This window comes from Campylobacter sp. GB48 (assembly GCF_049221845.1).
Lineage (GTDB): Bacteria > Campylobacterota > Campylobacteria > Campylobacterales > Campylobacteraceae > Campylobacter_D > Campylobacter_D lari_C.
The window spans coordinates 1-20,646 of the sequence record NZ_JBMJAR010000015.1 but is presented as its reverse complement, the minus strand read 5'-3'; the positions used below and the strand labels follow the sequence as shown (position 1 = coordinate 20,646).

At 28.2% G+C, this 20,646-nt stretch carries 33 protein-coding genes; 16 read left to right on the top strand and 17 right to left on the bottom strand.

Annotated features, from left to right (window positions below; translation table 11 throughout):
- Nucleotides 1-39: 39 nt before the first annotated feature.
- The 3 genes from ACOTVC_RS07325 to ACOTVC_RS07315 are packed head-to-tail and all read right to left on the bottom strand — an operon-like array spanning nt 40 to nt 1,019.
- Nucleotides 40-288 carry a hypothetical protein gene (locus ACOTVC_RS07325; RefSeq protein WP_039663907.1) on the bottom strand — a complete coding sequence of 83 codons (249 nt, stop codon included), beginning with the start codon at nt 286-288 and terminating at the stop codon, nt 40-42.
- Entirely contained in the window at nt 285-620 is a 336-nt protein-coding gene (locus ACOTVC_RS07320; RefSeq protein ID WP_214136050.1) for a hypothetical protein, read from the bottom strand. Before ACOTVC_RS07320 ends, ACOTVC_RS07325 begins: the two co-directional genes overlap by 4 nt.
- Nucleotides 621-629: 9 nt before the next feature.
- The gene (locus ACOTVC_RS07315; protein WP_421628162.1) at nt 630-1,019 is read right to left on the bottom strand and encodes a YcbK family protein; all 390 of its coding nucleotides are present in this window, start codon (nt 1,017-1,019) and stop codon (nt 630-632) included.
- 149 nt (nt 1,020-1,168) lie between these two features.
- Between ACOTVC_RS07315 and ACOTVC_RS07310 the strand changes: the two genes are divergently transcribed.
- The 12 genes from ACOTVC_RS07310 to ACOTVC_RS07255 all read left to right on the top strand — a co-directional run bounded on the left by ACOTVC_RS07310 (nt 1,169) and on the right by ACOTVC_RS07255 (nt 10,874).
- Nucleotides 1,169-1,603, top strand: coding sequence for a hypothetical protein (locus tag ACOTVC_RS07310; protein ID WP_039663912.1), 435 nt, complete (start codon nt 1,169-1,171; stop codon nt 1,601-1,603).
- Between the two features lies 1 nt (nt 1,604).
- Nucleotides 1,605-2,414: a phage protease gene (locus tag ACOTVC_RS07305; RefSeq protein WP_421628160.1), complete on the top strand. Its 810-nt coding sequence runs from the start codon at nt 1,605-1,607 to the stop codon at nt 2,412-2,414.
- 1 nt (nt 2,415) lies between these two features.
- Complete coding sequence (locus tag ACOTVC_RS07300) at nt 2,416-2,955, top strand: hypothetical protein (protein ID WP_214136119.1); 540 nt, start codon at nt 2,416-2,418, stop codon at nt 2,953-2,955.
- A gap of 2 nt (nt 2,956-2,957) precedes the next feature.
- The gene (locus tag ACOTVC_RS07295; protein WP_214136118.1) at nt 2,958-3,935 is read left to right on the top strand and encodes a major capsid protein; all 978 of its coding nucleotides are present in this window, start codon (nt 2,958-2,960) and stop codon (nt 3,933-3,935) included.
- A 109-nt stretch (nt 3,936-4,044) separates the two neighbouring features.
- A complete protein-coding gene (locus ACOTVC_RS07290) occupies nt 4,045-4,464 on the top strand; it encodes a phage protein Gp36 family protein (protein ID WP_264290557.1) in 420 nt (139 codons plus the stop codon).
- The gene (locus ACOTVC_RS07285; RefSeq protein WP_039663924.1) at nt 4,457-4,939 is read left to right on the top strand and encodes a DUF1804 family protein; all 483 of its coding nucleotides are present in this window, start codon (nt 4,457-4,459) and stop codon (nt 4,937-4,939) included. The genes ACOTVC_RS07290 and ACOTVC_RS07285 overlap by 8 nt, the downstream gene beginning before the upstream one ends.
- Nucleotides 4,939-6,603 (top strand): phage terminase large subunit, encoded by a 1,665-nt coding sequence (terL, locus tag ACOTVC_RS07280; protein WP_214136115.1) that lies wholly within the window; start codon nt 4,939-4,941, stop codon nt 6,601-6,603. The genes ACOTVC_RS07285 and terL overlap by 1 nt, the downstream gene beginning before the upstream one ends.
- Before the next feature lie 9 nt (nt 6,604-6,612).
- Nucleotides 6,613-7,971 carry a phage portal protein family protein gene (locus tag ACOTVC_RS07275; protein WP_421628157.1) on the top strand — a complete coding sequence of 453 codons (1,359 nt, stop codon included), beginning with the start codon at nt 6,613-6,615 and terminating at the stop codon, nt 7,969-7,971.
- A gap of 1 nt (nt 7,972) precedes the next feature.
- Nucleotides 7,973-9,211 (top strand): phage minor head protein, encoded by a 1,239-nt coding sequence (locus ACOTVC_RS07270; protein ID WP_421628155.1) that lies wholly within the window; start codon nt 7,973-7,975, stop codon nt 9,209-9,211.
- 133 nt (nt 9,212-9,344) lie between these two features.
- Nucleotides 9,345-9,719, top strand: coding sequence for a phage protein U (locus ACOTVC_RS07265; protein WP_039663934.1), 375 nt, complete (start codon nt 9,345-9,347; stop codon nt 9,717-9,719).
- Nucleotides 9,712-9,903 carry a tail protein X gene (locus ACOTVC_RS07260; RefSeq protein WP_421628153.1) on the top strand — a complete coding sequence of 64 codons (192 nt, stop codon included), beginning with the start codon at nt 9,712-9,714 and terminating at the stop codon, nt 9,901-9,903. The genes ACOTVC_RS07265 and ACOTVC_RS07260 overlap by 8 nt, the downstream gene beginning before the upstream one ends.
- On the top strand, nt 9,897-10,874 hold the full coding sequence (locus tag ACOTVC_RS07255) for a phage late control D family protein (RefSeq protein WP_421628151.1): 978 nt from the start codon (nt 9,897-9,899) through the stop codon (nt 10,872-10,874). Before ACOTVC_RS07260 ends, ACOTVC_RS07255 begins: the two co-directional genes overlap by 7 nt.
- Here the strand turns inward: ACOTVC_RS07255 and ACOTVC_RS07250 are convergent.
- Nucleotides 10,831-11,259, bottom strand: a complete 429-nt coding sequence (locus tag ACOTVC_RS07250) for a hypothetical protein (RefSeq protein ID WP_421628150.1) — start codon at nt 11,257-11,259, stop codon at nt 10,831-10,833. The genes ACOTVC_RS07255 and ACOTVC_RS07250 overlap by 44 nt on opposite strands.
- 64 nt (nt 11,260-11,323) lie before the next feature.
- A complete protein-coding gene (locus tag ACOTVC_RS07245; protein ID WP_039663946.1) occupies nt 11,324-11,608 on the bottom strand; it encodes a Mor transcription activator domain protein in 285 nt (94 codons plus the stop codon).
- A gap of 95 nt (nt 11,609-11,703) precedes the next feature.
- On the opposite strand from ACOTVC_RS07245, the gene ACOTVC_RS07240 reads away from it, so the two are divergent.
- Entirely contained in the window at nt 11,704-12,384 is a 681-nt protein-coding gene (locus tag ACOTVC_RS07240; RefSeq protein ID WP_264290563.1) for an endonuclease, read from the top strand.
- A 243-nt stretch (nt 12,385-12,627) separates the two neighbouring features.
- Here the strand turns inward: ACOTVC_RS07240 and ACOTVC_RS07235 are convergent, their stop codons facing one another.
- The 12 genes from ACOTVC_RS07235 to ACOTVC_RS07180 all read right to left on the bottom strand — a co-directional run bounded on the left by ACOTVC_RS07235 (nt 12,628) and on the right by ACOTVC_RS07180 (nt 18,923).
- Entirely contained in the window at nt 12,628-13,077 is a 450-nt protein-coding gene (locus ACOTVC_RS07235) for a regulatory protein GemA (RefSeq protein ID WP_264290564.1), read from the bottom strand.
- Nucleotides 13,064-13,537, bottom strand: coding sequence for a hypothetical protein (locus tag ACOTVC_RS07230; RefSeq protein ID WP_264290565.1), 474 nt, complete (start codon nt 13,535-13,537; stop codon nt 13,064-13,066). The genes ACOTVC_RS07235 and ACOTVC_RS07230 overlap by 14 nt, the downstream gene beginning before the upstream one ends.
- A 57-nt stretch (nt 13,538-13,594) precedes the next feature.
- The gene (locus tag ACOTVC_RS07225; protein ID WP_043019829.1) at nt 13,595-13,840 is read right to left on the bottom strand and encodes a hypothetical protein; all 246 of its coding nucleotides are present in this window, start codon (nt 13,838-13,840) and stop codon (nt 13,595-13,597) included.
- Between the two features lie 14 nt (nt 13,841-13,854).
- Nucleotides 13,855-14,118 (bottom strand): hypothetical protein, encoded by a 264-nt coding sequence (locus ACOTVC_RS07220; RefSeq protein ID WP_264290566.1) that lies wholly within the window; start codon nt 14,116-14,118, stop codon nt 13,855-13,857.
- Between the two features lie 53 nt (nt 14,119-14,171).
- The gene (locus ACOTVC_RS07215; RefSeq protein WP_256378661.1) at nt 14,172-14,297 is read right to left on the bottom strand and encodes a hypothetical protein; all 126 of its coding nucleotides are present in this window, start codon (nt 14,295-14,297) and stop codon (nt 14,172-14,174) included.
- A complete protein-coding gene (locus ACOTVC_RS07210; RefSeq protein ID WP_421628147.1) occupies nt 14,294-14,779 on the bottom strand; it encodes a host-nuclease inhibitor Gam family protein in 486 nt (161 codons plus the stop codon). The genes ACOTVC_RS07215 and ACOTVC_RS07210 overlap by 4 nt, the downstream gene beginning before the upstream one ends.
- Before the next feature lie 108 nt (nt 14,780-14,887).
- On the bottom strand, nt 14,888-15,226 hold the full coding sequence (locus tag ACOTVC_RS07205; protein WP_147555818.1) for a DUF4406 domain-containing protein: 339 nt from the start codon (nt 15,224-15,226) through the stop codon (nt 14,888-14,890).
- 55 nt (nt 15,227-15,281) lie between these two features.
- A complete protein-coding gene (locus ACOTVC_RS07200; protein WP_126340881.1) occupies nt 15,282-15,467 on the bottom strand; it encodes a hypothetical protein in 186 nt (61 codons plus the stop codon).
- Nucleotides 15,464-15,655 carry a sigma factor-like helix-turn-helix DNA-binding protein gene (locus ACOTVC_RS07195; protein ID WP_214136092.1) on the bottom strand — a complete coding sequence of 64 codons (192 nt, stop codon included), beginning with the start codon at nt 15,653-15,655 and terminating at the stop codon, nt 15,464-15,466. The genes ACOTVC_RS07200 and ACOTVC_RS07195 overlap by 4 nt, the downstream gene beginning before the upstream one ends.
- Nucleotides 15,656-15,657: 2 nt before the next feature.
- On the bottom strand, nt 15,658-16,581 hold the full coding sequence (locus ACOTVC_RS07190) for an AAA family ATPase (protein ID WP_264290568.1): 924 nt from the start codon (nt 16,579-16,581) through the stop codon (nt 15,658-15,660).
- A gap of 81 nt (nt 16,582-16,662) precedes the next feature.
- Nucleotides 16,663-18,726: a transposase gene (locus ACOTVC_RS07185; protein ID WP_421628144.1), complete on the bottom strand. Its 2,064-nt coding sequence runs from the start codon at nt 18,724-18,726 to the stop codon at nt 16,663-16,665.
- Nucleotides 18,723-18,923, bottom strand: a complete 201-nt coding sequence (locus tag ACOTVC_RS07180; RefSeq protein ID WP_421628143.1) for a hypothetical protein — start codon at nt 18,921-18,923, stop codon at nt 18,723-18,725. Before ACOTVC_RS07180 ends, ACOTVC_RS07185 begins: the two co-directional genes overlap by 4 nt.
- Before the next feature lie 140 nt (nt 18,924-19,063).
- Between ACOTVC_RS07180 and ACOTVC_RS07175 the strand changes: the two genes are divergently transcribed.
- The 3 genes from ACOTVC_RS07175 to ACOTVC_RS07165 form a co-directional block, all read left to right on the top strand.
- Nucleotides 19,064-19,684, top strand: a complete 621-nt coding sequence (locus ACOTVC_RS07175; RefSeq protein WP_043019885.1) for a LexA family transcriptional regulator — start codon at nt 19,064-19,066, stop codon at nt 19,682-19,684.
- 1 nt (nt 19,685) lies between these two features.
- Nucleotides 19,686-20,396, top strand: a complete 711-nt coding sequence (locus ACOTVC_RS07170) for a hypothetical protein (RefSeq protein WP_264290570.1) — start codon at nt 19,686-19,688, stop codon at nt 20,394-20,396.
- A gap of 39 nt (nt 20,397-20,435) precedes the next feature.
- The coding region (locus tag ACOTVC_RS07165; RefSeq protein ID WP_421628141.1) for a hypothetical protein at nt 20,436-20,646 on the top strand (211 nt) is incomplete at its 3' end.

Sequence of the window (20,646 nt, the reverse complement as noted above, 5' to 3'; positions counted from 1 at the left end):
GTTAAAGCAAAGCTAGAAAACAAAGAAGCAATGCTAAGTTCAATAACTAGTTTCATTTTCATCCCATCCTGTGCAAGTTTTAGCAATACTTTCAATTTCTAAATAATATTTGCTAAGTTCTTTTGCACTAGCTAAATCACCCTTGTTTAAAGGTTTTAAAGGAAGCTTTAAAGGACATTTAACAGGTATTTTAACCTCGCTAAATTCAGTTTTAATCAAAATATCCTTGTTAGCACAAGCACTTAAAACAAAAGGAAGGATTAATAGTTTTATATAAAGAATTCTCATTGCTTGCTACCTAAGATATTAAAAAGCTCCTTATAAGCATTAAGCTCACTTTGACAGCTTTCATCCTTGATAAAAACCTTATCAACCTTTAAAACTTCTTTTAAAACCTCTTTGGGTTTTAACTCTATTTTTAATTTTTCAATAGCTTTATTTTGCTCTTTTAATTTATCTTTAAATACATTTATTTCACTATTTAAATGCAAAGACTTAAGCTTTAAATTTTCATTTTCTAAAGTTAGAGTATGGTTTTTAAAAAACAAAAAAGAACTTAAAATAACTAAGGCAAAAATAGCTATTTTTTCAAAGCCAAATAATTTAGATATATCAAACATTTTAAACCTTTAAGCATAAGTCCATCTTGCTTTTTTACCACGCGTATCAATATGTACAAAACCTGCATAAGGATTATCAAAATTATGTTTTATAGCAATCCCTAAACCTCTTTCGCCAAAATTATCTAAAACATATTGATGAACTTCCTCTGTTTTAACACCCTTAACTACAAAATCTACTGCACTCCCTAAGGTGTGTTGAGATTTAGGGGAACCGCCAACTTTAGCATTATGAGAAGCACATCTATAAGCACTATTTATAATTATAGATGAGTTAAAATGCTCCCTTATTTGACAAAGAATATCCACAAGCTCATCACTTGGTACACCTTTTGGCAATTCACATTTTCCACATCTGCATTTAAACTCATCAAGTTTAAAATAAGGGTTTGCTTTCATTTTCTTCTCCTTTGAATTGCTGCAAGTTTAATAAAAAAGGTTCTTTAAAAAATAGAAAAAAATTGTGCTAAAACCTTTGTGCAAAAATCATTATTTGAAAGTAAAAAACTCTCATTCTAAAATGCCATCAATTTTTTATAAGGAAACAAATGCTTAAAGAATTTGAAGTTGAGCTTTTAAAATTACTTGAAGATTTTAATATCAGAGCATATTTAGGGGAATTTGAAAATACTCAAAATATAGCAACTTGTATCAATGGTTTAGAAGCTTCGCTTTTGCTTGATTTTGAAGGAGAAAGCTATAAAGATTTAGAAAATAAAATAGGTACTTGGAAACTTTATATTTTAACTCACACCAAATCAAAAACACCTAAACATAGAATAGATGCAAAACACAAATTATTTGACACCATAGAAAGCGTTGATAAGGTGCTTTCAAATGCAGAGCTTAATAATGGCTTTAGGGTAGAGTTAAAAGATCTTAAAAAGATTTATGAAGGAGTTAGTGATCATGGTTATTTAAGTATTTATGCAAGAACTTTGCAAAGTGGTTTTTTGCCAAAAAATGATTTTTTAAGGATTTAAAATGTTTTTTATCAATAAAGAAAACCTAGTTGAAGCTAGCAATGATAAGCCAATAAAAGTAGCCATAAAAGGAGAATGGAAAGGTCATGCTAATGGTGTTTTTAAGATAGATGATAAAGATTTAGAGTCTATGATTGATAATTTTAATCAAAAAAAGATTGACATAGTTATAGATTATGAACATCAAACTCTTAAAAATGAAAAAGCTCCAGCTGCAGGTTGGATCAAAGAGCTTTTCTTAGAAAATGATGCACTAATGGCAAAAGCTGAGTTTAATGAGGAAGCTAAAAAATATATAGCAAATAAACAATACCGCTATTTATCTCCTGTCTTTGAATTTAATGCAAAAGACAATAAAAGTGGAAAATTAATAAGAGCAAAATTACACTCTGTTGCTCTAACAAACACACCGTTTATAGATGAGCTTGATGAGCTTATTGCTAATAAAAATAATCAAAATAAAGGAGAAAAAATGGATGAAAAAATTAAAGAGCTAGAATCTCAAATTATAGCTTTAAAAAATGAGAACGGATTGCTAAAAAAAGAAAATGAGGACTTAAAAAAACAAAACGAAGAAAGTACTAAAGATTTGGCTAATTCTTTAGTAGAGAATGCTTTAAGTAGTGGAAAAATTGCAAATTCTCAAAAAGAATGGGCATTAACTTATGCATGTAAAGACCTTGAAGGATTTACTGCTTTTATTAATAGTGCTCCAGAAATTAACAATATGCAAAATAATAAATTTGCAAACAAAAATACCCCAAGCAACAATGAAGAATTAGATGTTGTTAAAATGATGTTAGAGGCTTAAAATGGCAAGAAAAAACGAAAATCAAAACAAACCAAATACAAAAAATCTTGATGAAAATACACAAAATGAAGCTTTAAAATTGCAAGATGATGTAAAAGCAGTAGATGAAAATATTGAGTTAGTAAGCCAAAGCATTGAAGAAAAAACTACTCTCATAAAAGAACAAGGAGAACAAATGCCACCAAAAAATATACAAAAAAGTTTAAGCAATGAACCTTTAGTTGCTATGCCAAAAGGACTAGAAAGTCTTATTGTTAAAGATTTGTTTTCAATTAATGCAAAGGTTGATATGGAATTAAATCCAAGTTTAGCAAGAGGAACTTTGCTTATTAGTGAAGATTATGGGGAAAATTTTAAAAAATGCCCAAATGAAGATATTAGCGCTAAGGAAAATATCAAATTAGCAGTGCTTAAAGATGATGTATTTAATAATGGTTATTATGGAGTTTTGCTTATGGGCGAAGTAATTCTTTCAGATATTCATCAAAGTGCAATCAAAAAAGCTTTTTTGCAAAATTTAATTATTAATACTAAGGAGTAACAATGGATTTAGAAAAACTTTTAGAGATTTTTTCAAGCACAAAAGTTAGCGAAGTTATTAATCAAACCAAAGCTTCGCCGCATTTTGTAAGTGATACTTTTTTTAAAGAAAAAGTTCCTTCTTTAGAAAGTACAGCAAGAGTTGAAATTATAAAAGGAGCTGGTGTTGTTTTAAATAGTGTGAGTGAAAACGGGGAACACCTTTTAGAAGAAACCAGAAATTCTTATATTTTAAATATTCCATTACCACGCTTTGCATTAGCTGAAAGAATTTCAGCTAGCGAAATCAATAATTTAAGATCACTAGCTTTAAGAGAAGCTCAAATTAAAACTTTAAGCGGGGCTATTGGTGTTTGTATTAAGAGAATGAGGGAAAGCTTTGCTACCACACTTGAATACATGGCAAATGGAGCTTTGTTTGGCAAGATTTTAGATGGTAAAGGAAATGTGCTTTTTGATTTTGGTAGTACAAATAAAACTACTATTGAAGTTAAAAAAGATGGAAGTGCAACACTAGCTAATATATGCGATAGTATAGATGCTGCAATAGTTGATGAATTTGGCACTAATATAGATTATGAAGTGCTTTGTGGAAATGAACTTTTTGCGAGCATTTCTAATCTTGCATTGAGTGAAGATCTTTATAAAAATAATCTTGCAAGTAGAGATGAAAAAGATAAATCTTTAATTCTTTATGGAATTAAATTCCGCCGTTATAGTGCAAAATATAAAAATACAAAAGGTAAAAATGTAGAATTTTTAGCAAGCAATGAAGGTATTGTTGTTCCAAAAGATAATTCTAATCGCATTTACTTCACAAGAGCTAATCATACAGAAGCTTTAGGAAAAGCACCAAGTTTAATGTTTGTTTCTAAGCCTGAGATTTTATCTCGTGGAGCTGGAATTGAAATTGTAGGTGAAATGAGAGCAATGCCAGTTTGTACTAGACCAAATGGACTTATTAAGCTTGTTTTAAAATAAACGCATAAATTTAGCTTTAAAAGTATTTTTTACCTTTAAAGCTAAAAAGATATTAGAAAATTATTTTAAACGATTTTAACCATATTTTAACCAGCTTAAAAGGCAAATAATGAAAGAAGTAAAATCATTTTTAATCAACGAGTATGATTTAACCAAAGAATTAAGTTTTGATGATATTGCACAACTTAGCGATTTAAATGCCAATGGCGTGTGCGATAAAGAAGTAATTGATGATGCCATTAATGATGCACAAAGTTATATTGCAAGTTTTATAAAGATACCTAATAAACCAACTCCTCTTTTAAAAGATATTTGTGTAAAGCTTGCAATTATGGAGCTAAAACGCCGTAATGATTTTCCAAAGGAAAGTTTGAATGAAATTATAGAATGGGCAAATGATTTGCTTTTAAAAATGGCTAATAAAAAAATTCCAACTGAAATTGATGAAGATGATTTTATTCCACAAAACAAAGCTAGGGCGTTTAAACACAAAAGAAGAAGAATGGATTTAAGGAGTATAAATGGCTAGCAATGAGATTAAAGAACTTGCAAAAGAACTATACATTGCAGGTTTTGATATTTTCAAAATTGCAAAAATTTTAAACCGTAATGAAAAAACTATAAGAAATTACAAAGCAAAAGATGGAGATTGGGATAAGGTTAAAACTAGTCTTTTAACTTCAAAAATTAAAGACAAGGAGAGTGCATCTTTATATGAAAGCTTTACAGATCAAATGTTTCGCGCGATTGAAAATATCAATTCTGATGAAAAAATGAATGCTGAGAAAAAAACTGAAGCTATTGCAAGAATAGGAGATAGTTTTTCAAAAATGAGAAAAGTAGCAAGACTTGAAGATCCAAGTACTTATCGTTTAAATGTCGCTAAAAAGGTAGTTGAAATCATAATAAGCCATTTGAAAAATGATAAAGATTGTGTGAGCAAACTAGTATTGCTTTTAGAAAGTGGCGTGATAGAAAAAGAAATCTTAGCAATGGATGAATAATGCTTTTTACTAAAGAAGAATTAGATGAGTTTTTAATAATAAATGAGCAAAAACATGAGAGCACTCCAAACGAGTTAAAAAGTGCTATGCAAAGAAAAGACTTTTTAGAATGGATGGATGAGTTAAAAAATGAATTAAAAACTCAATTTTTGCATGAAAGTCATTTAGATCCTGCCTTAAAAGAAGAAAGAATTAAAAGAGCAAGTGTGGATTTTGATTATTTTGCAAGAACTTACTTTCCACATTATTTTACCATTAAAGGTGAGTGTGCTTTACATTTGCATTTAAATAAAGTTTTTGAAAAATTGGCACTTAAAAAAGAGAGTAAAGGAGAAAAACATGCTATAGCTGCCCCAAGAGCACATGGTAAATCAACTTATACCTCACAGCTTTTTCCTTTATGGTGTTTGGTTTTTAATTACAAAAGCTTTATAGTAGAAATCTCAGATGCAGTAGAGCTTATGGAAGGAATGCTTGAAGCTATAAAAGCAGAACTTGAAGATAATCCCCATTTAAAACTTGATTTTCCTGAAGTAGTAGGAATTGGCAAGACTTGGCGTGTTGGAGAATTTGTTAGTAATAACGGTGTTAAGGTTAAAGCTTTTGGAAGTGGAAAAAGATTGCGTGGTGTTAGATATGGGGTTAAAAGACCTGATTTGGTTATTTTGGATGATTTAGAAAATGACACCAATGTTAGAAGTAAAGATCAAAGAGATAAACTAGAAGATTGGGTAGATGAGGCTGTTTTAAACTTAGGAAGTGCTGATGGAAAGCTTGATGTGCTTTATATTGGTACAATTTTGCATAATGATAGCGTTCTAGCAAGAAAATTAAAACTTGGTTTTTGGAATCCAAAAGTATTTCGTTCTATTGAAGAATTTCCACAAAGACTTGATTTATGGGATGAGTATGCTACACTTTATAGAAATAGTGATTTTAAAAGCGCTCATAATTTTTACATAAAAAATAAAACCTTAATGGATAAGGGAGCTAAAGTTCTTTGGAGCGAGGCTAAAAGTTTAGAAGATTTAATGAAATTAAGAGCTGAAAACCTAAAAGCTTTCAATAAAGAGCAGCTTAATAATCCAAGAAGTGAAAATCAAATATTTAATCTTGAAACAATTAATTTTTATAATCACTTACCACCCATTAGCCAATATTACATGTATATTGATCCAGCAGGAGAGAAAGCAAAAAGCGATTATACAGCAATTACAGTTATTGGTAAAGCTGCAAAGGGCTTTTATGTAATAGAAAGCATTGTTAAAATTTTAAAAGCACAAAGTATTATAAAAACTATTTTTAACCTACAAAAAATTTATAAGTGCCGTTTAATTGAAATTGAAACTAATGGCGGTCAATTTTTCTTAAAAAAATGGATACAAGAAAAAAGTTTAGAGAGCGGAGTGTTCTTACCATTAAGAGGTAAAAATAACAGTACTAGCAAGTTTGAACGTATTGAGAGTTTAAGTATTGCCTTTGAAAATGAAGAACTTTTTTTACATAAAAGCCAAACTATGCTCATAAATCAGCTTTTAGAATTTCCAGAGGGTAAAAATGATGATGCGCCTGATAGCTTAGCAGGTGCTTTTTTATTAGCAAGAACAAAATCAAGTATCAAAAGAAGAAGTCATAGTTTTACATCAAAGATAAGACATTTTTAAGGAAAATCTATGGAAAAAGTAAAAAAACCAAAAAGAGAAGTGTTGTTTAAAAATAATTCTTTGGTTGATATATTAATAAATTCAAATTATCTAAACATATCGCAAATTAACGAAAACGATCAAAGAGAGATATTTAAAGACCTAAGCTTTACTCAAGCTGTTCAAAGTAGAAAGGGTGTAATTCTTTCAAAACAAATTCAAATTATTTGCAAAAATGAAGCTATTAAAGAAACTTTTGAGTATTTATTCAACCCTGACTTAGTTGGTCAAATTTTAGAAACTCATCTTTATGGACTTAATGTTTTTGAAGTTAATTATAAACTTAAAAATGGTTTTTATTATCCTATTTTAAAGCAAAGAGATTTTAGAAATTTTACTCTTAATGAAAACGATGAGCTTATTTATAATGGCAATGGATATGATGAATTAGTTGAAGATAAAAAAGCAATTTATGGGCTTTTTGGATCTAATTTTTTATTTAAAAATGGTGATGCTTTACTCTCAAAGTTATATTTTCCTATAAAACTTAAAAATGCAAGTTTAAAATTTTGGATGGAGTTTCTAGAAAGGTTTGGCTCTCCTTGGGCTGTTGCGAAAACCGATAGTGATCCTGATGCACTTGCTAATGAAATACATCAAATGTTAAATGGGGATAGTGCTGTTATCGATAAAGAAGAAGAACTTAATTTAATTCAACCAAACACAAAAGCAAATTATGAAGAAATAATTAATTATTTAGATAATCAAATAAGAAGTGTTATTTTAGGTGCAAATTTAACATCACAAGTTAGTAGTGGTTCTTTGGCAGCTGCACAATCTCACAATCAAATTAGAAACGAAATAGCTGAACAAGATGGACAAATAGTACTTTTTGTACTAAATCGTGCGCTTAAATTTTTTAAGGAAATTAATCATTTTAATGATGAATTATATATGCAATTTTTTAATGAATTTGATCCGAAAAACGAACTTTGTGAAAGAGATTTGAAGCTTTTTAACATGGGATTTAACTTTGATGAAACTTATATTAAAAACACTTATAATGTAGATGGAAAGCTTGTTAAAGAAATTTTAACAACTAATGCTAAAAATAAAGAAATTTTTGAAAATAAAGCAACTTTAAAAGAAGACTTTGAAGAAGATTTTATAGATAAGGCTTTAGAACAAAAAGAATATTTACAAATTGATGAGGCTATGGCAAAATTTTTCAAAGAACAATTTGAAAAAACTATTAAAGAAAGCAAAAATTATGATGAAGCATTTGAAAAACTTCAAGGGAGTTTTTCTAGTCTCAAGCAAGCTGATTTTGAAAAATATCTTTATATGTCTTTAGTTAATTCTAATATCTTGGGATATTTGGAGGATTAAAATGCCAAACGTTAAAATAGGTTTTTTCCAAGAACCAAGTGAAGCTGTTTTATTTTTAAAAAATAAAAAGCCACAAGTTAGCTTTGATTATGATGAGCTTTCACATTCTTCTCATAAAAAAGTTTTTACTATTGCCAAGCTTATAGATGAAAGCTTATTGAAAGATATACAAGATTCTTTAGTAAATGCTATAAAAAATGGAGATAAATTTAGTACTTGGAGTAAGATTGCTGAAGAAAAATTAAAAGCTAAGGGTTGGTGGGGTTCAAAAGAAATTATAGATAGAAAAACAGGTGAAATTAGAAAAACCAATTTTAATAGTGCAAGATTAAAAAAGATTTTTGAAGAAAACTCAAGAAAAGCTAAAGCCAAAGCTATCTATGAAAATCAAATGAAAAGCATCAAGCCTTATCTTAAATATTGCACAAAACAAGATTCGCATGTTAGAGATAAGCATAGAGCATTTGATGGCATAGTTTTACATAAAGATGACCCTTTTTGGGATACGCACTATCCACATGTAAATATGCATGATTATGGTTGTAGATGTAAAGTTATAAATCTAGGAGAAAGTGAAGTTAAAGGCTTAAAAATTCCACCTTCAAACACCAAAGAAAGTGAATTTAATGGCTTTAACGATGAAGAGCTTTTAGATGAGCTTTATAAGCAAAAAAACACCGAAGTAATTCAAAATTTCATAAAACTTAACATGCTAAGTATTGCAGCCAAAAAAACAAAAGAAGCTAAGAGTTTTACTCACGAAAAAGAACTTTATACTTGGCAAAAAAGTTTAGATGAAATGGTAGATGAAATTATTGTTAATGACAATCAAAAATATCCTATTAATTTTATTCAAGTGGGTAAAATAGATAAAAGCACTAAGGAATTTTTAGAAAAGCTTAACAAAAAAGACTTAGAAGATTTATACTTTACACTTAGCAAAAACAATCTTTTACACGCAAGTCCTAAAAGAAAAGCAAACTACAATCAAGCCTTAAGTGTGGATGAAATCAAGCAAATTGTTAAGGTTTTAGATGAAGCAAAAGAGGTTTATTGGGATAAGAAAGAAGAAAGTTTGGTTTATTTTTTTGATGATATAAAAAATAGTAAAAAAGTGAATAAAATCATTATAAGACCTGATTACAAACTAAAAAAATTTGGAAAAACTAATGCGGTTATTACACTTGGGAAAGTGGATAAAGATAGAAAAGGTCTTAAGCACTTAGAAAAAATTAGATAGAGCGGTGGGACTTGCACCCACAATACGATGTGTTCTCGGACTGGTTACCGCACATCCTCAACTACTACATTGCAACCATCAACCCTATCTAACTAAGATAATTTTAGCTTTGCAAAACTAAAAAGGAGTTTAAATGGTTTTAGCTTTAGGAGAATTTGAGTTTAAAGCTTTAAATTTTGATAATTTAGAAAGAAGCTTAGAATACAACATACAAAGTCAAAATAGACTTAATAATCATAATGCTTTATTTGCAAGTTCTAAAGAAAGTGAAAAGATTAAAATACAAGGAAAAACCTTGCCTTTAAAAGGGGATAGAAACACTTACTTAGATAAACTTGAGAATATGGCAAAAGAACAAAAATCTTATATTTTAATAGGGGCTAATGGAAAGTATTATGGTAAGTTTGTGATTTTGGCTTTAAATGAAAATAGAAGTGCATTTGTAGATGGAAGTGGCTTTGTAGCACAAAGCTTTAGTATGGATTTAGAAAGGGACTTTGATGAATAAGATTTATATAGCTAAAAATAATGAAAGACTTGATAGTATAGTTTATAAACATTATAAAAATTTACAATGTTTTGAACAGGTATTAATAGCTAATCCAAAATTAGAACCCATTTTAAAAGCAGGAGATAAGATTATTCTACCGCAACTTGAAATCAAAGATGATAAGGAAAAAGCCTTATGGTAAGAAAACCAAGATTTAAACTTATTGCTAAAGGAAAAGATGTTACGCAAAAGCTTTCTAAAAATATTATCAGTATTTCTTATGAAGATAAAGAAGGTAATGAAAGCGATGAGATTAGCTTAAGCTTTTTTGGGCTTTATTCTAAACCATTGTTTGGGGATAGTTTAGAACTTTGGCTTGGTTTTGAAAAGCTTTTTAAATGTGGAACTTTTAATGTAAATGTTGTGAGCAAAAATTACACTTTAAATACTACCGAAGTAAGGGCTAGTGCTGTTAATTTTAGTGGAAAAAATGACACAAACATAAAAGATAAAAAAACAAGAAGCTTTGAAAATACTACACTTTTTACTATAGCAAATAAATTAGCGAGTGAAAATAGTTTAAAGATAAAAACAAGCGGAGAAGATCAAAATATTGTAAGTATATTACAAAACAATCAAAACAACTTAGAATTTTTATATAAGATTTGTTTTGAATATGGATTTATTTGCATGATTAAAGAAAATACCTTAATCATAACACCAAAAGATGGAAAAATAGGAGATAATGCCGCAAACATTACAAGTAAAAATGAAAAATTACCTTGTTTTGAGATAGCTTTATGTGAATGTAACTCGTTAGAAATTTCAGAAAGTGGTAGAAATGAATACTCTGCTGTGATAGTAGAGTGGCAAGATATAGATGAAGCAAAGATAAAAAGTATAAAAGTAGGAAGTGGGGAAAATATTTATAAAATGCACATATCACAACCAAAAAGTGATAATGAAGCTTTTAAAAAGGCACAAAGCAAGCTAAATGAGCTTCAAAAAGGTGGGCTAAATGGAAGATGCGAGCTTATAGGAAGAGAAATAAGAGCTGGTGGCAAGCTTAAGATTAAAGATATTAATATGGATAATTATGAATTTAGTATTAAAAGCGTGAGTCATAATTTTAATGACTCAGCTTATGTGATTGCTCTAGAGTTTGAGAGCTGATTTTTTCTATTTCTACATTTTCTATAATACCACTTTTGGCCATTTCATCCAAATTAGTTATATATTTTATAACTTCATATCTTATTTCAACTTTAACAAAAGGATTTTCATCTATTATTTTCACTTCATTTTCACGGATGTTTGCATATATTTTTGCATGTAAAAGATGATTTCTGTATTTTGTCTGTTTTTGAAATTCATTGTCTTTATCTTTGTTATTTTTAAAAGTCTTAAAAGTAACTTCATACTGAGTATCATTTTGAGACAAAGGTCTAATATGCATTACAGTATCATTAAGACATTCTATACTACTTTTGTCATATTCAAAAATATATTCTTGACCTTCAATAATATAAATTTCTGTTTGTAAGCAATCTTTACTCATAAATGTACCATCTGTGATATTTCTAATTTTAAGCTTAGTCAAATTGATTATGTCATAAAAAACATTAAAACAAGCTTGGTTCTAAATTTTCTCTTAATTCTTTAGTGATTAAATACACCGCATTTAAGCTTAACTCATATTTTTTGGCACATTCTACACTTGCATTTTTAGTGGTTAAACCTTGTTTTATAAGTGTTTTAAAATCTTGTTTTAATTCTTCATCTCTCATTAAAGTCTTATAGCTTGGGATATAAATATTTCCACCGCCAAATTCTTTTAAAATCTCACGCTTATCATTATTTTTCACAAAATCAATAAAATAATCAAAATATTCACTATTAGAGAGCATATTAAGCCTTAAATAAAGATTTTTAAAATTTTATCTAAAAAAATAAAATTTGGTAAATTGAGATTATAATTACATTTTTATATAAAGGAAAAACAATGAAAAAACTCTTATCCATTCTATTATTCTCATCTTTATCTTTATTAGCTAGTGATAATTTCAATGAAAGCAAAAAAGAATTAGTTGAGCTTTATGAGAGCTTAGGTAGTACTTATCAATATGATTTTTATTGTAATGCTCCATTTAAAGCAAATAAAAAAGGAAAATATACTAAGTTTGAAGTAGTTAAAAGTGATTTATACACTCCACGCAATGAATATACCAAAAAAGGTAAAATCAATCAAAGATCAAAACGCATAGAATGGGAGCATATTATGCCTGCACAAAACTTTGGAAAACATTTACCTTGCTGGAGAGAAGGTGGTAGAAAAGCTTGTCAAAATGATCCACTTTTTGCAAAAATGGAAGCTGATAAACAAAACCTAGTTCCTGCCATAGGTGAAGTTAATGGCGATAGAAGTAATTTTAGATATGCTGAGGCTCCTTTGAATTTAGAATATACTCAATATGGAAATTGTAAAGTATATACAGATTTTAAATTAAAAAGATTTTATCCTGCTAATTATTCTAAAGGCTGGATTGCAAGAAGTTATTTATACATGAGTAAAACATATAATATTAGATTATCAGATCAAGAAAGAAAACTTATGGAATCTTGGGACAAACAATATCCTATGAGTGAAAAAGAAAGGATTATAAGAGAAAAGTCTAGTAAATAATAATTTGTTTAATCATAAACTAAAGTAAAAAAGATAAAAAAATTCTTAAACTATATAAAAATGAAAAAGTTTAAAGAAGTTTTTATGTAAGAAATTTTCCTTTTAAATATAATTTGGTAATTTTATTTAAAAAGGAGATATTATGAATGAGATTATAGCTTTTGTAATCGCTTTAATCACCCTCATCTTAGTCATTAAAAACTAAGATGAGAGCTTTATTCAAAACAAAACCATTCTTTGAGATTAGCTTCGCTCAGCTGAATGTGTGCTGTTGTTTTCTAAATTTTTAAGCCCTAAAATGACTTTATTAGCATCTTCTATACTTAAATACCAAAGATGTAAAGGTCGCTTTTTAATGATATTATTAATAAATTCTCTTAAAGCCCATTGTGTAGGATTTTTAGCATTTTTACTCCAAATAGCTTGTATCATATTAAGCTGTTTTTTTGTAGCCCTTCCACTTTTGGTATTTTCATTTTTAAAATATCTTGTCTTTTTAGTATTTATTAAAAACTTTTCATCATATCCCAAAGCTATAGCAAAATCTCTAAGTTCCTCAATGCTTAAATCTTTGGATGAGCTTTTACCATACCTTTCGTTTAATATCCAGCGATAGCTTTCATCATCGCTTAAATGAGCGTCTTTTCTTAGGGTATGAATTATTTTTATAAGTTGTTTTTTAAGATTTTGCATTCAGATCCTTTTTAATATTGTTTTTTATAATAATTTGAAGTTCTAAAAATTTTTCTTTTAAAACATTATCGTGAATATGAAAGTTTCCCGTGCTTTTTTCAATAAAGATTTCTTTTTTAAAAACTTCTTTTTCTTGCGTGTTTTTTAAAATTATAAGCTCTGCTTTTATATCCTTAAAAATAAACATATAATTCTTATAAAAAAGTTCAAAATTTTGTTTGTAAATAATCCTTAATTGAGCTTTTATCAATTCTTTTTTTGTGTTAAATTCCATTAAAGCAGTGGTGTTTGTAAAATAAAAAACCAAAATTTTATTTTTTATCACAGCTTGTTTAAAGAATTTTTGTATTAAAAATTTTTCTAAACTTTTTATAGACATATTTTGTAAAGCTTGATAAGCTCTTAATTTTACAAAAAACACACTTTCATCGTTAAAAGACTTTGAAGTAAGAAATTTCACAAACCATCCTTTAAAAACTTAATCAAACCCATTGATTTAATGGGCTTTGTTAAATTCTTATATTTTGATTTTTACTAAATTATCCTTGTATATATCTATAAGAAGTTTTAATTCTTGTTGTTGAATTTCTAATCGCTTAATGCTTTCTTCTTGTAGTTGTAAATTTAATTCTAATGCTTGTAAGTTTAACATCAAAAGCTCTTTTTGCTTTTTACTATAGTGATAATTTAAAACCAAAGCTATTATAAAAAGAACTATAAACAAAATATACCACTCATTAAAAACAATACCTTTTATATCCATTTTATCCTCCTATATTAATCTTCATTTATATTTTTAACTATTTCTTGCCATTCTTTATCGCTTTTGAAAATGCTAATTAACTCGTTTAAAAGCTCTATAGCTTCGTTATTATTTAGCATTTTGAATAAAGTTTTTATTCTTTTTTTGGTGCTAATTCTGCCAACTTTTCTAAAGAACTCTTCTTGCTGGTCATTATCTAAAATATTAAAAAGTTCTATGATTTCATAAAGAGAGACAAGCTCCAAATCATCCACACTAATTTTTGCATTTACATACATTTTCATCCTTTTGTTTTAATTTAAGTTTTAAAAACTTAATCAAGCCCATTAAATCAATGGACTTTGTTAAATTTTAAAAATCTGATAACACCGCTTGGATCAATATCTTTATCTTTAATAGTAAAATTTTCTAATTCACTCTGATATAAAACCCAAGCAACAATATTGCTAAGTTTCATTTTTCAATCTCCAAACTTTCAATACGAGGTTCTATTCTAAAATTATCTTTTATAACTCTTTTAAGACCAAGTTTTACTAAAGTACTATCTTCAAGCCCTACAATAGCATCTTTATTAAGCTCTTCTTTGTAGCTAATACATTCATTAAGCCCATAACTTTTAAAAGCTTTTACAAGAGCTTCTAGCTTTTCTTTTACTCTTGGTAAAGACACACTCTCACTGATACGATAGCCAATTTTTCCAAAGGTAAATTCTTTAGATCTTTTTTCAGCAAATTCATGCTTGTTGTTTTCACAAAAGGTGCTAATACATTGTTCCATATATTTAAGCTCATCGTTTAAAACTTTAATTTTACCCGCATGAGCTTCTTTAATCTCATTACAAGCTAAAGTTACATCACCATTAATCTTTTCTATCTTTACACTAAGTTCTGCTATTTTTTTAAGCGCTAAATTAACATCTTCAAAACTTTTTATTTCCATTTGTTCTCCTTTAAATTGTATTTTTTAATTTGGTAATCCCAAAGAACTACACCATACCTTAAAAGCATTGCGTGTTTAATTCTTTTTCTAACTATTCTCAAACCCTTTTTATAAGGGCAAATCCAATGTTAATTCTTTAATGCCAAGCTTTTTAGCTAATGCTAATTCTTCTTGCATACCTTGTGAATACTTAGCATCTTCATGAGTACTCATATAAATGTAATCACTTGCTTTTAAAAGCTCTAATCCCATTTTTAAAGCTATTTCTCTGTGTTTTTCTTCATCTAAATAGCTAAATTGTAAAATAGGTGAAACAGGTGTAAAGCCTTCACATTCACGCATGATTTTTAAGCATTCTTGCGTTGCTATGCTAATAGCTTGTGCTTTTCTTTGACTTTCTCTTACAGCTAAAGCTTTATAAGGGGAAGCTATATAAACTATTGCCATGAATTTTCCTTTCTAATAAATTTAAGTTTTAAAAAACTTAATCAAGGTGCTTTAATTAAGCACCTTTGTTAAGCTTTTTGCTTTTTTCATGATTGATTATTTTTAAGGCAATATGATCAGGATAAATTCCTTTTAAAATATCTATAAATGCACCACTTTCTTTGTAAACAATACTTGCACCTTTTACCTCATATAAAGAAGCACTATAATCAGCTCTTTCCCCTCTAATCATTCTTCTCATTTTCTTTCTCCTTGCATTAAATTTTCTTTTTTTACTCTTTGCTCTTCTAAAGCTTCTAAGGTATCCATAATCTCTCTCCATTTTTCTTTGTTTTTTGGATGAGCTAGCTTTTTTAAGGCATTTTTATATATTTGATTAACTCTAACTCTTGAGATATTTAATTCCCTAGCTATTTCTTCAAAATTCATTCTTAACCTAATAGCAAATATCCAGCTGCAGCTTCAATATGCTTTATTTCTATACTTTTACCATCAGCAAAATCACTAGCTCTTTTTAAAAGCTTTTCGCTTTTTCTAAAATTACCTCTAGCTAGATTAAAAACCAAATCTATTGCTTTTTTATCTACTAAGGAAAAATAATCGCAAAGTGCTTTTAAATCATCATTTTTTAAGCCCTCTTTGTTTTGATAGCAAAGTCCTTTTAATTCCCATTTTGCACCAATTCTAGAGCTAAGCTGTCCATATTCGTTATAATCATTTCTACCAACACCTGTAAGATTGTTTTTAAGTTTTTTAGTTCCTACTAAAATCAAAGCAGTGTTTGAAAAATCATATATGCGTCTTAAGCACTCAAGTGCTCTAAAAGGTAAGTGTTCGCTCTCATCTATAATTAAAACTTTTGAAGTTCTTGATAACTCACTAGCTATGCCTCTAATCTTATCATCAAGTGAGCCTTTAAAACACACATTAAGTTTGTTTTCAAGACCGCTTAAAAGCATTCTTTTGCTAGTTTCAGTAGTAGCTTCAAACAAAACTACCCTTGTGCCATTTTTATTAGCATATTCTTTAATAGCTCGGCTTTTACCAGTTCCTGCTTCGCCTATGATAACCCCCATTTCACGATTACACATAGCATTTTCTATAGTTACATTAATTGCTTTTACATCTTTTGTAACTATAAAAGGTGTTTGTAGTTCTTTAATGCTCTTTTCTTCTACGAAGCTTTTTATATACTTTTCAAGCAATGGTTCTACTTTAGTAGCATATTTATAAGCACTACCTTCTTTCATGTATCCAACCATATAGCTTTTATTAATACCTAAGCGATCAGCTAAGTTGTTTTGAGAGATGTTTTGTGTATTTAAAAATCTCTTTGTTTGTTCAACTAAATCCATTTTTCATCCTTTTGTTTTTTGCTAAGTTTTTAGATTTTAAAAACTCTTTAAAACTTGAATTAATCAAGCTTTAAACAATTTTTAACCAGCAAAATACTTTCTATCCATAAAAGTTTCCATGTCAAATTCGCTTTCATTATTTGTAGTTTCTTTTTTAGAGTTTAAAATAAGCTCATCAGCACTGGTATCGTTTTTAATTTTTTCAAGTTTTCTTTGTGTTGCTAAATTTTCTTTAGCAAGTGATTTTTGTTGTACTTCTTTAGCTTTTATAAGTGAGTTTTCAAAAGCAACTTGTAGATCTTGTAAGTCTTGTTTAATATTAAGTTTAGTAAAGGCTGCAATTTCATCTTTTTTAAGCACTTCTTTGATGGCTTTAACTTCGCTTTCATAGCCTTTTTTAAGCATTTTAAAGCTTTCTTTGCTAAATTTAGCGATACTTTCATCAAGTGCTAAGCAAATAAAATTTCCCATCATATCATAGATGAAAAGCTCTTTGATATTATCGATATTTTGCACACATTTAACCTTTGTTCCAACACTTGGCATTAAGGCACTTTTATAAACTCTACCTTCAAAGTTAATACCTTTTTTGCCAACAACTCTAAGTTCCTTATTACCTGCATTAAATAAAAATTCTTCATAAGATATTTTTATTATGGCTCTATCACATGAGTTCCAAAGTTCAAGTGGTGTTTTAACGCCTTTTTTACGACGTACTTTAGACATATTCCATTTAATTACTTCAGCTTCTAAAAATTCACAAGCCTCATTAAAGGTATGAAGTAGTTTTTGATTAGTCTTTTTAGTAAAACCGTATTCATCTTTAGCATGTCGTTCTTTTTTAGGAGTTTTTTGCTCAATAGCTTCTCTTTTAGCTAAATTTGATCCTATTGCTCCATGAAATAAAGAAATACCAGCATGCTGAAGTGTTCCAAATCTTCTTTCAACTAAAGCCTTTTGTTCTCCCGCATAAGCAATAGCTGCATCATAAGTTATATTAAGACCATCAAGTAAGCTTTGAAAATCTTTTGAAAGATAATCTTTACCATTATCCCCTTTAATCATATCAGGCTTACCAAACTTATCTATAGCTTTCCATAAAAGACGTATTAAGCTTAATGAATTAGATTTTTTTACTAAAGTAGCTACTCCCATACCACTAAAGACATCAACGACACTTAAAATATGAGGGCGGAAAGGCTCGAAAGTTTCATCATCTCTAACTATAAAATCAGCTGGAGAGCTATCGATTTGCCAGCACATATTTTTCATATCATAAAGCTCTCTTTGATTGCCAAGTGCAGGTAGAAACTTACTTTTTGCTTTATCTAAGCCCTGAGTGATAATACAATGTTCTAAAGGTTTATCTTTATAGTAGTTTTTAATAAAGTTTTGCAAGGTTTTTACACTAAAAAGCGGTTTTACCTCTCCTAAATCAAAACCTATAAAATCATAGTTTTCTTTTTGTGCTGCCTCTTTGTGAATTTTCCACCAAAGCTCAGTGAAATTAAATCCACCCGCTGCAAAGGAGCGATACTCTCTTAAAGCATACTCTTGTATCCAAGTGCTAAGTTTTGTTTTATCTTTGCGATGAAGTCCGCGAGTGTCGATAAGACCTAGAATGCCATGTTTTTTATAATCTGAACGCCATTTTTGAAAATTACACCATTTAAGCCCACATAAATCAAGAGCGCGTTTAAGCTTAATACCACCTTCAATGTATTTTTCTACTTGTTTAAGTAATTTTACTTTATTTCTTGCATCTTGCTTGAGTTCATCGCTTAAATTTTCAAACTTTATATTTAAAACAGCCAAATCACTATTTTTTGGCTCTGTTAAACATAAACTATTTTCTTTAATAGTGTTATTTTCAGTATTATTACTTATGATATTATTTAAGTCTACTTTTTGCATTTTTTCGTTAAAAATCAAAATATCATTAGTGATTAATTCTTGATTAAAAGCGGTTAAAAGCTGTTCTTTGCTTATTTTAAATAGTAGTTTTTTGCCACCTCTGCCACCATTAGCATTATCTACTTTCAACCACTCATATTTATTTGATTTTCTAGTTACTGCAAGTCTTAAGGCGCCTTCACTTACATTACAAACCTGCGAAGCTTCTTTGGTTTCTAAAAAATAATTCATGCATAAGCCCTAGGTAGTTCATCAATGATTTTAAGTTCTAAAAGTTTTTTATAAACTGCTTTTGTATTAGCTTTCGCTTTATATTTTTCAGAGTAAAGCCCATTAACCACACGAAACAAGCTCATATAGTCAAGATTGTGTTTTTGGGCAAATTTTTTTAGATTAATACCATTATCTTCAAAATATTGTTTCAGCAAAACACATCCTTCAATTTGTAATTTTTATTTCAAATTGATATTTTTTAAGATACAATTTGTAAATAATTTTTCAAATTATAAGTAATTTTACTTAAAAAATCAAGTATTTTTACATAATATGTATTTTTAGGGTTTAAAACATGGAAGAAAAAGAGCAGTTACTTCAAGAAATGATAGATTTTTACAATGTTAAAGATAAATTCGAGTTAGCTGAATACTTAGGACTTTCAAGAGAATCGGCACATAATTGGCCTAGTAGAATAAGTGGAAAACAAATTTTAATTTATGAAAAAGATAAAAAAATTAAAAATTCAAGTAAAAATACTGAAAACAAGACTAAAAACGAAGATATTGTTTTAATTCCATTCTATAAAGATAATTCTGTTTCAGCTGGATTTGGTTCTAAAAATTATGAAGGATCGGTTCAATATATTCCTTTTAACAAGCAGGATTTAAGACTTATGTTCAATATTCAAGGGTTTTTAAAAATAGGTATTATTCCAGTAATAGGAGATAGTATGACACCTACTATCAAAGAAGGTGAAATGATAGTTTTTCAGGATGATGGCTCTATGATTGAAGGTGGAATTTATGTGATAGAATATCAGAGTGAGGTTTTCGTAAAAAGATTGAGAAAGCGACCTTTATCTTTAATTAGTGATAATAAAGATTATCCACCTATTATCGTAGAAGAGAACGAAGAGATTAAAATTATAGGCAGAGTAGTTGGAACATATGATTTAAGTTATAGGAGGTTGTAAAATGAAACAAGTAAAATTTATTTTAGGTTTAGGATTTTTATTGTTATCTGGATGTGGAAATAATGAATATGACATAAGCACCAAAGTAGCAGATGTGCAAGATGATATTCATAAGGAATATTACAACAAAACTTATTCTAGTAATGTGACATTTTATACTAAAATGCAAAAGATTATTGATGAAAATATCAGATCAGGAAATACTATAATTGAAGCATCTGAAGATAATGTTGCAAAAATTAAAATTGATCCTATTCAATTTAAGGAGTGTGTTTTTTATGAAATATGGACAATAAAAAATCCACAAAATATTTCTTATGATATTCCAGCTGAAAGATGTCAAACTACATTTGTTTTGAATGATAATATAGAAAGTTTAAAATATAGTGACCCAAGTTATGTGATGGGAAATTTTAAAAATTTACAAAATGCGGAAAATATTTTGGCTGAAAATGTAATCAAAAAAGAGCTAGCTAAACCATTGCATGCAACAGATGTTAAAAGTTATAGATTTATAAACGGAAAATATCAAATTCTTGATAATGGCAAATATATTTATATTATTCAAACATTTAGTGCAAAAAGTTCTACCTTGGGTAATTATACTAAAAATGCTCATATTGTTTTAACAAATAAAGGAGAAATTGTAAAGGTAAAATTAAATCAAGACAAAGATTTTAATTTGGATTATATTAATTGGAATTCAATTTAAGTTTAAGCTTTATAGAAAAATAAAATCAGCATTTTTGTGTTGTTTTTATTTTTCCAAATGTTGTTTTTATTTTTCCGCCGACAAAAAGAAATAAAAGAAATAAAAGAAATAAAAGAAATAAAAGAAATAAAAGAAATAAAAGAAATAAAAGAAATAAAAGAAATAAAAGAAATAAAAGAAATAAAAGAAATAAAAGAAATAAAAGAAATAAAAGAAATAAAAGAAATAAAAGAAATAAAAGAAATAAAAG

Excerpts from the sequence above, each read along its gene's own strand:
- ACOTVC_RS07285 (WP_039663924.1), top strand. The coding sequence starts at position 4,457 with ATGGCTAGCAATGAGATTAAAGAACTTGCAAAAGAACTATACATTGCA.
- ACOTVC_RS07220 (WP_264290566.1), bottom strand. The coding sequence starts at position 14,118 with ATGTATGTAAATGCAAAAATTAGTGTGGATGATTTGGAGCTTGTCTCT.
- ACOTVC_RS07315 (WP_421628162.1), bottom strand. The coding sequence starts at position 1,019 with ATGAAAGCAAACCCTTATTTTAAACTTGATGAGTTTAAATGCAGATGT.
- ACOTVC_RS07310 (WP_039663912.1), top strand. The coding sequence starts at position 1,169 with ATGCTTAAAGAATTTGAAGTTGAGCTTTTAAAATTACTTGAAGATTTT.
- ACOTVC_RS07265 (WP_039663934.1), top strand. The coding sequence starts at position 9,345 with ATGGTTTTAGCTTTAGGAGAATTTGAGTTTAAAGCTTTAAATTTTGAT.
- ACOTVC_RS07300 (WP_214136119.1), top strand. The coding sequence starts at position 2,416 with ATGGCAAGAAAAAACGAAAATCAAAACAAACCAAATACAAAAAATCTT.
- ACOTVC_RS07295 (WP_214136118.1), top strand. The coding sequence starts at position 2,958 with ATGGATTTAGAAAAACTTTTAGAGATTTTTTCAAGCACAAAAGTTAGC.
- ACOTVC_RS07235 (WP_264290564.1), bottom strand. The coding sequence starts at position 13,077 with ATGCAAAATCTTAAAAAACAACTTATAAAAATAATTCATACCCTAAGA.
- ACOTVC_RS07325 (WP_039663907.1), bottom strand. The coding sequence starts at position 288 with ATGAGAATTCTTTATATAAAACTATTAATCCTTCCTTTTGTTTTAAGT.
- ACOTVC_RS07225 (WP_043019829.1), bottom strand. The coding sequence starts at position 13,840 with ATGGATATAAAAGGTATTGTTTTTAATGAGTGGTATATTTTGTTTATA.
- ACOTVC_RS07240 (WP_264290563.1), top strand. The coding sequence starts at position 11,704 with ATGAAAAAACTCTTATCCATTCTATTATTCTCATCTTTATCTTTATTA.
- ACOTVC_RS07170 (WP_264290570.1), top strand. The coding sequence starts at position 19,686 with ATGAAACAAGTAAAATTTATTTTAGGTTTAGGATTTTTATTGTTATCT.
- ACOTVC_RS07185 (WP_421628144.1), bottom strand. The coding sequence starts at position 18,726 with ATGAATTATTTTTTAGAAACCAAAGAAGCTTCGCAGGTTTGTAATGTA.
- terL (WP_214136115.1), top strand. The coding sequence starts at position 4,939 with ATGCTTTTTACTAAAGAAGAATTAGATGAGTTTTTAATAATAAATGAG.
- ACOTVC_RS07320 (WP_214136050.1), bottom strand. The coding sequence starts at position 620 with ATGTTTGATATATCTAAATTATTTGGCTTTGAAAAAATAGCTATTTTT.
- ACOTVC_RS07305 (WP_421628160.1), top strand. The coding sequence starts at position 1,605 with ATGTTTTTTATCAATAAAGAAAACCTAGTTGAAGCTAGCAATGATAAG.
- ACOTVC_RS07275 (WP_421628157.1), top strand. The coding sequence starts at position 6,613 with ATGGAAAAAGTAAAAAAACCAAAAAGAGAAGTGTTGTTTAAAAATAAT.
- ACOTVC_RS07260 (WP_421628153.1), top strand. The coding sequence starts at position 9,712 with ATGAATAAGATTTATATAGCTAAAAATAATGAAAGACTTGATAGTATA.
- ACOTVC_RS07210 (WP_421628147.1), bottom strand. The coding sequence starts at position 14,779 with ATGGAAATAAAAAGTTTTGAAGATGTTAATTTAGCGCTTAAAAAAATA.
- ACOTVC_RS07200 (WP_126340881.1), bottom strand. The coding sequence starts at position 15,467 with ATGAGAAGAATGATTAGAGGGGAAAGAGCTGATTATAGTGCTTCTTTA.
- ACOTVC_RS07215 (WP_256378661.1), bottom strand. The coding sequence starts at position 14,297 with ATGAAACTTAGCAATATTGTTGCTTGGGTTTTATATCAGAGTGAATTA.
- ACOTVC_RS07205 (WP_147555818.1), bottom strand. The coding sequence starts at position 15,226 with ATGGCAATAGTTTATATAGCTTCCCCTTATAAAGCTTTAGCTGTAAGA.
- ACOTVC_RS07245 (WP_039663946.1), bottom strand. The coding sequence starts at position 11,608 with ATGCTCTCTAATAGTGAATATTTTGATTATTTTATTGATTTTGTGAAA.
- ACOTVC_RS07175 (WP_043019885.1), top strand. The coding sequence starts at position 19,064 with ATGGAAGAAAAAGAGCAGTTACTTCAAGAAATGATAGATTTTTACAAT.
- ACOTVC_RS07290 (WP_264290557.1), top strand. The coding sequence starts at position 4,045 with ATGAAAGAAGTAAAATCATTTTTAATCAACGAGTATGATTTAACCAAA.
- ACOTVC_RS07195 (WP_214136092.1), bottom strand. The coding sequence starts at position 15,655 with ATGAATTTTGAAGAAATAGCTAGGGAATTAAATATCTCAAGAGTTAGA.
- ACOTVC_RS07190 (WP_264290568.1), bottom strand. The coding sequence starts at position 16,581 with ATGGATTTAGTTGAACAAACAAAGAGATTTTTAAATACACAAAACATC.
- ACOTVC_RS07255 (WP_421628151.1), top strand. The coding sequence starts at position 9,897 with ATGGTAAGAAAACCAAGATTTAAACTTATTGCTAAAGGAAAAGATGTT.
- ACOTVC_RS07270 (WP_421628155.1), top strand. The coding sequence starts at position 7,973 with ATGCCAAACGTTAAAATAGGTTTTTTCCAAGAACCAAGTGAAGCTGTT.
- ACOTVC_RS07250 (WP_421628150.1), bottom strand. The coding sequence starts at position 11,259 with ATGAGTAAAGATTGCTTACAAACAGAAATTTATATTATTGAAGGTCAA.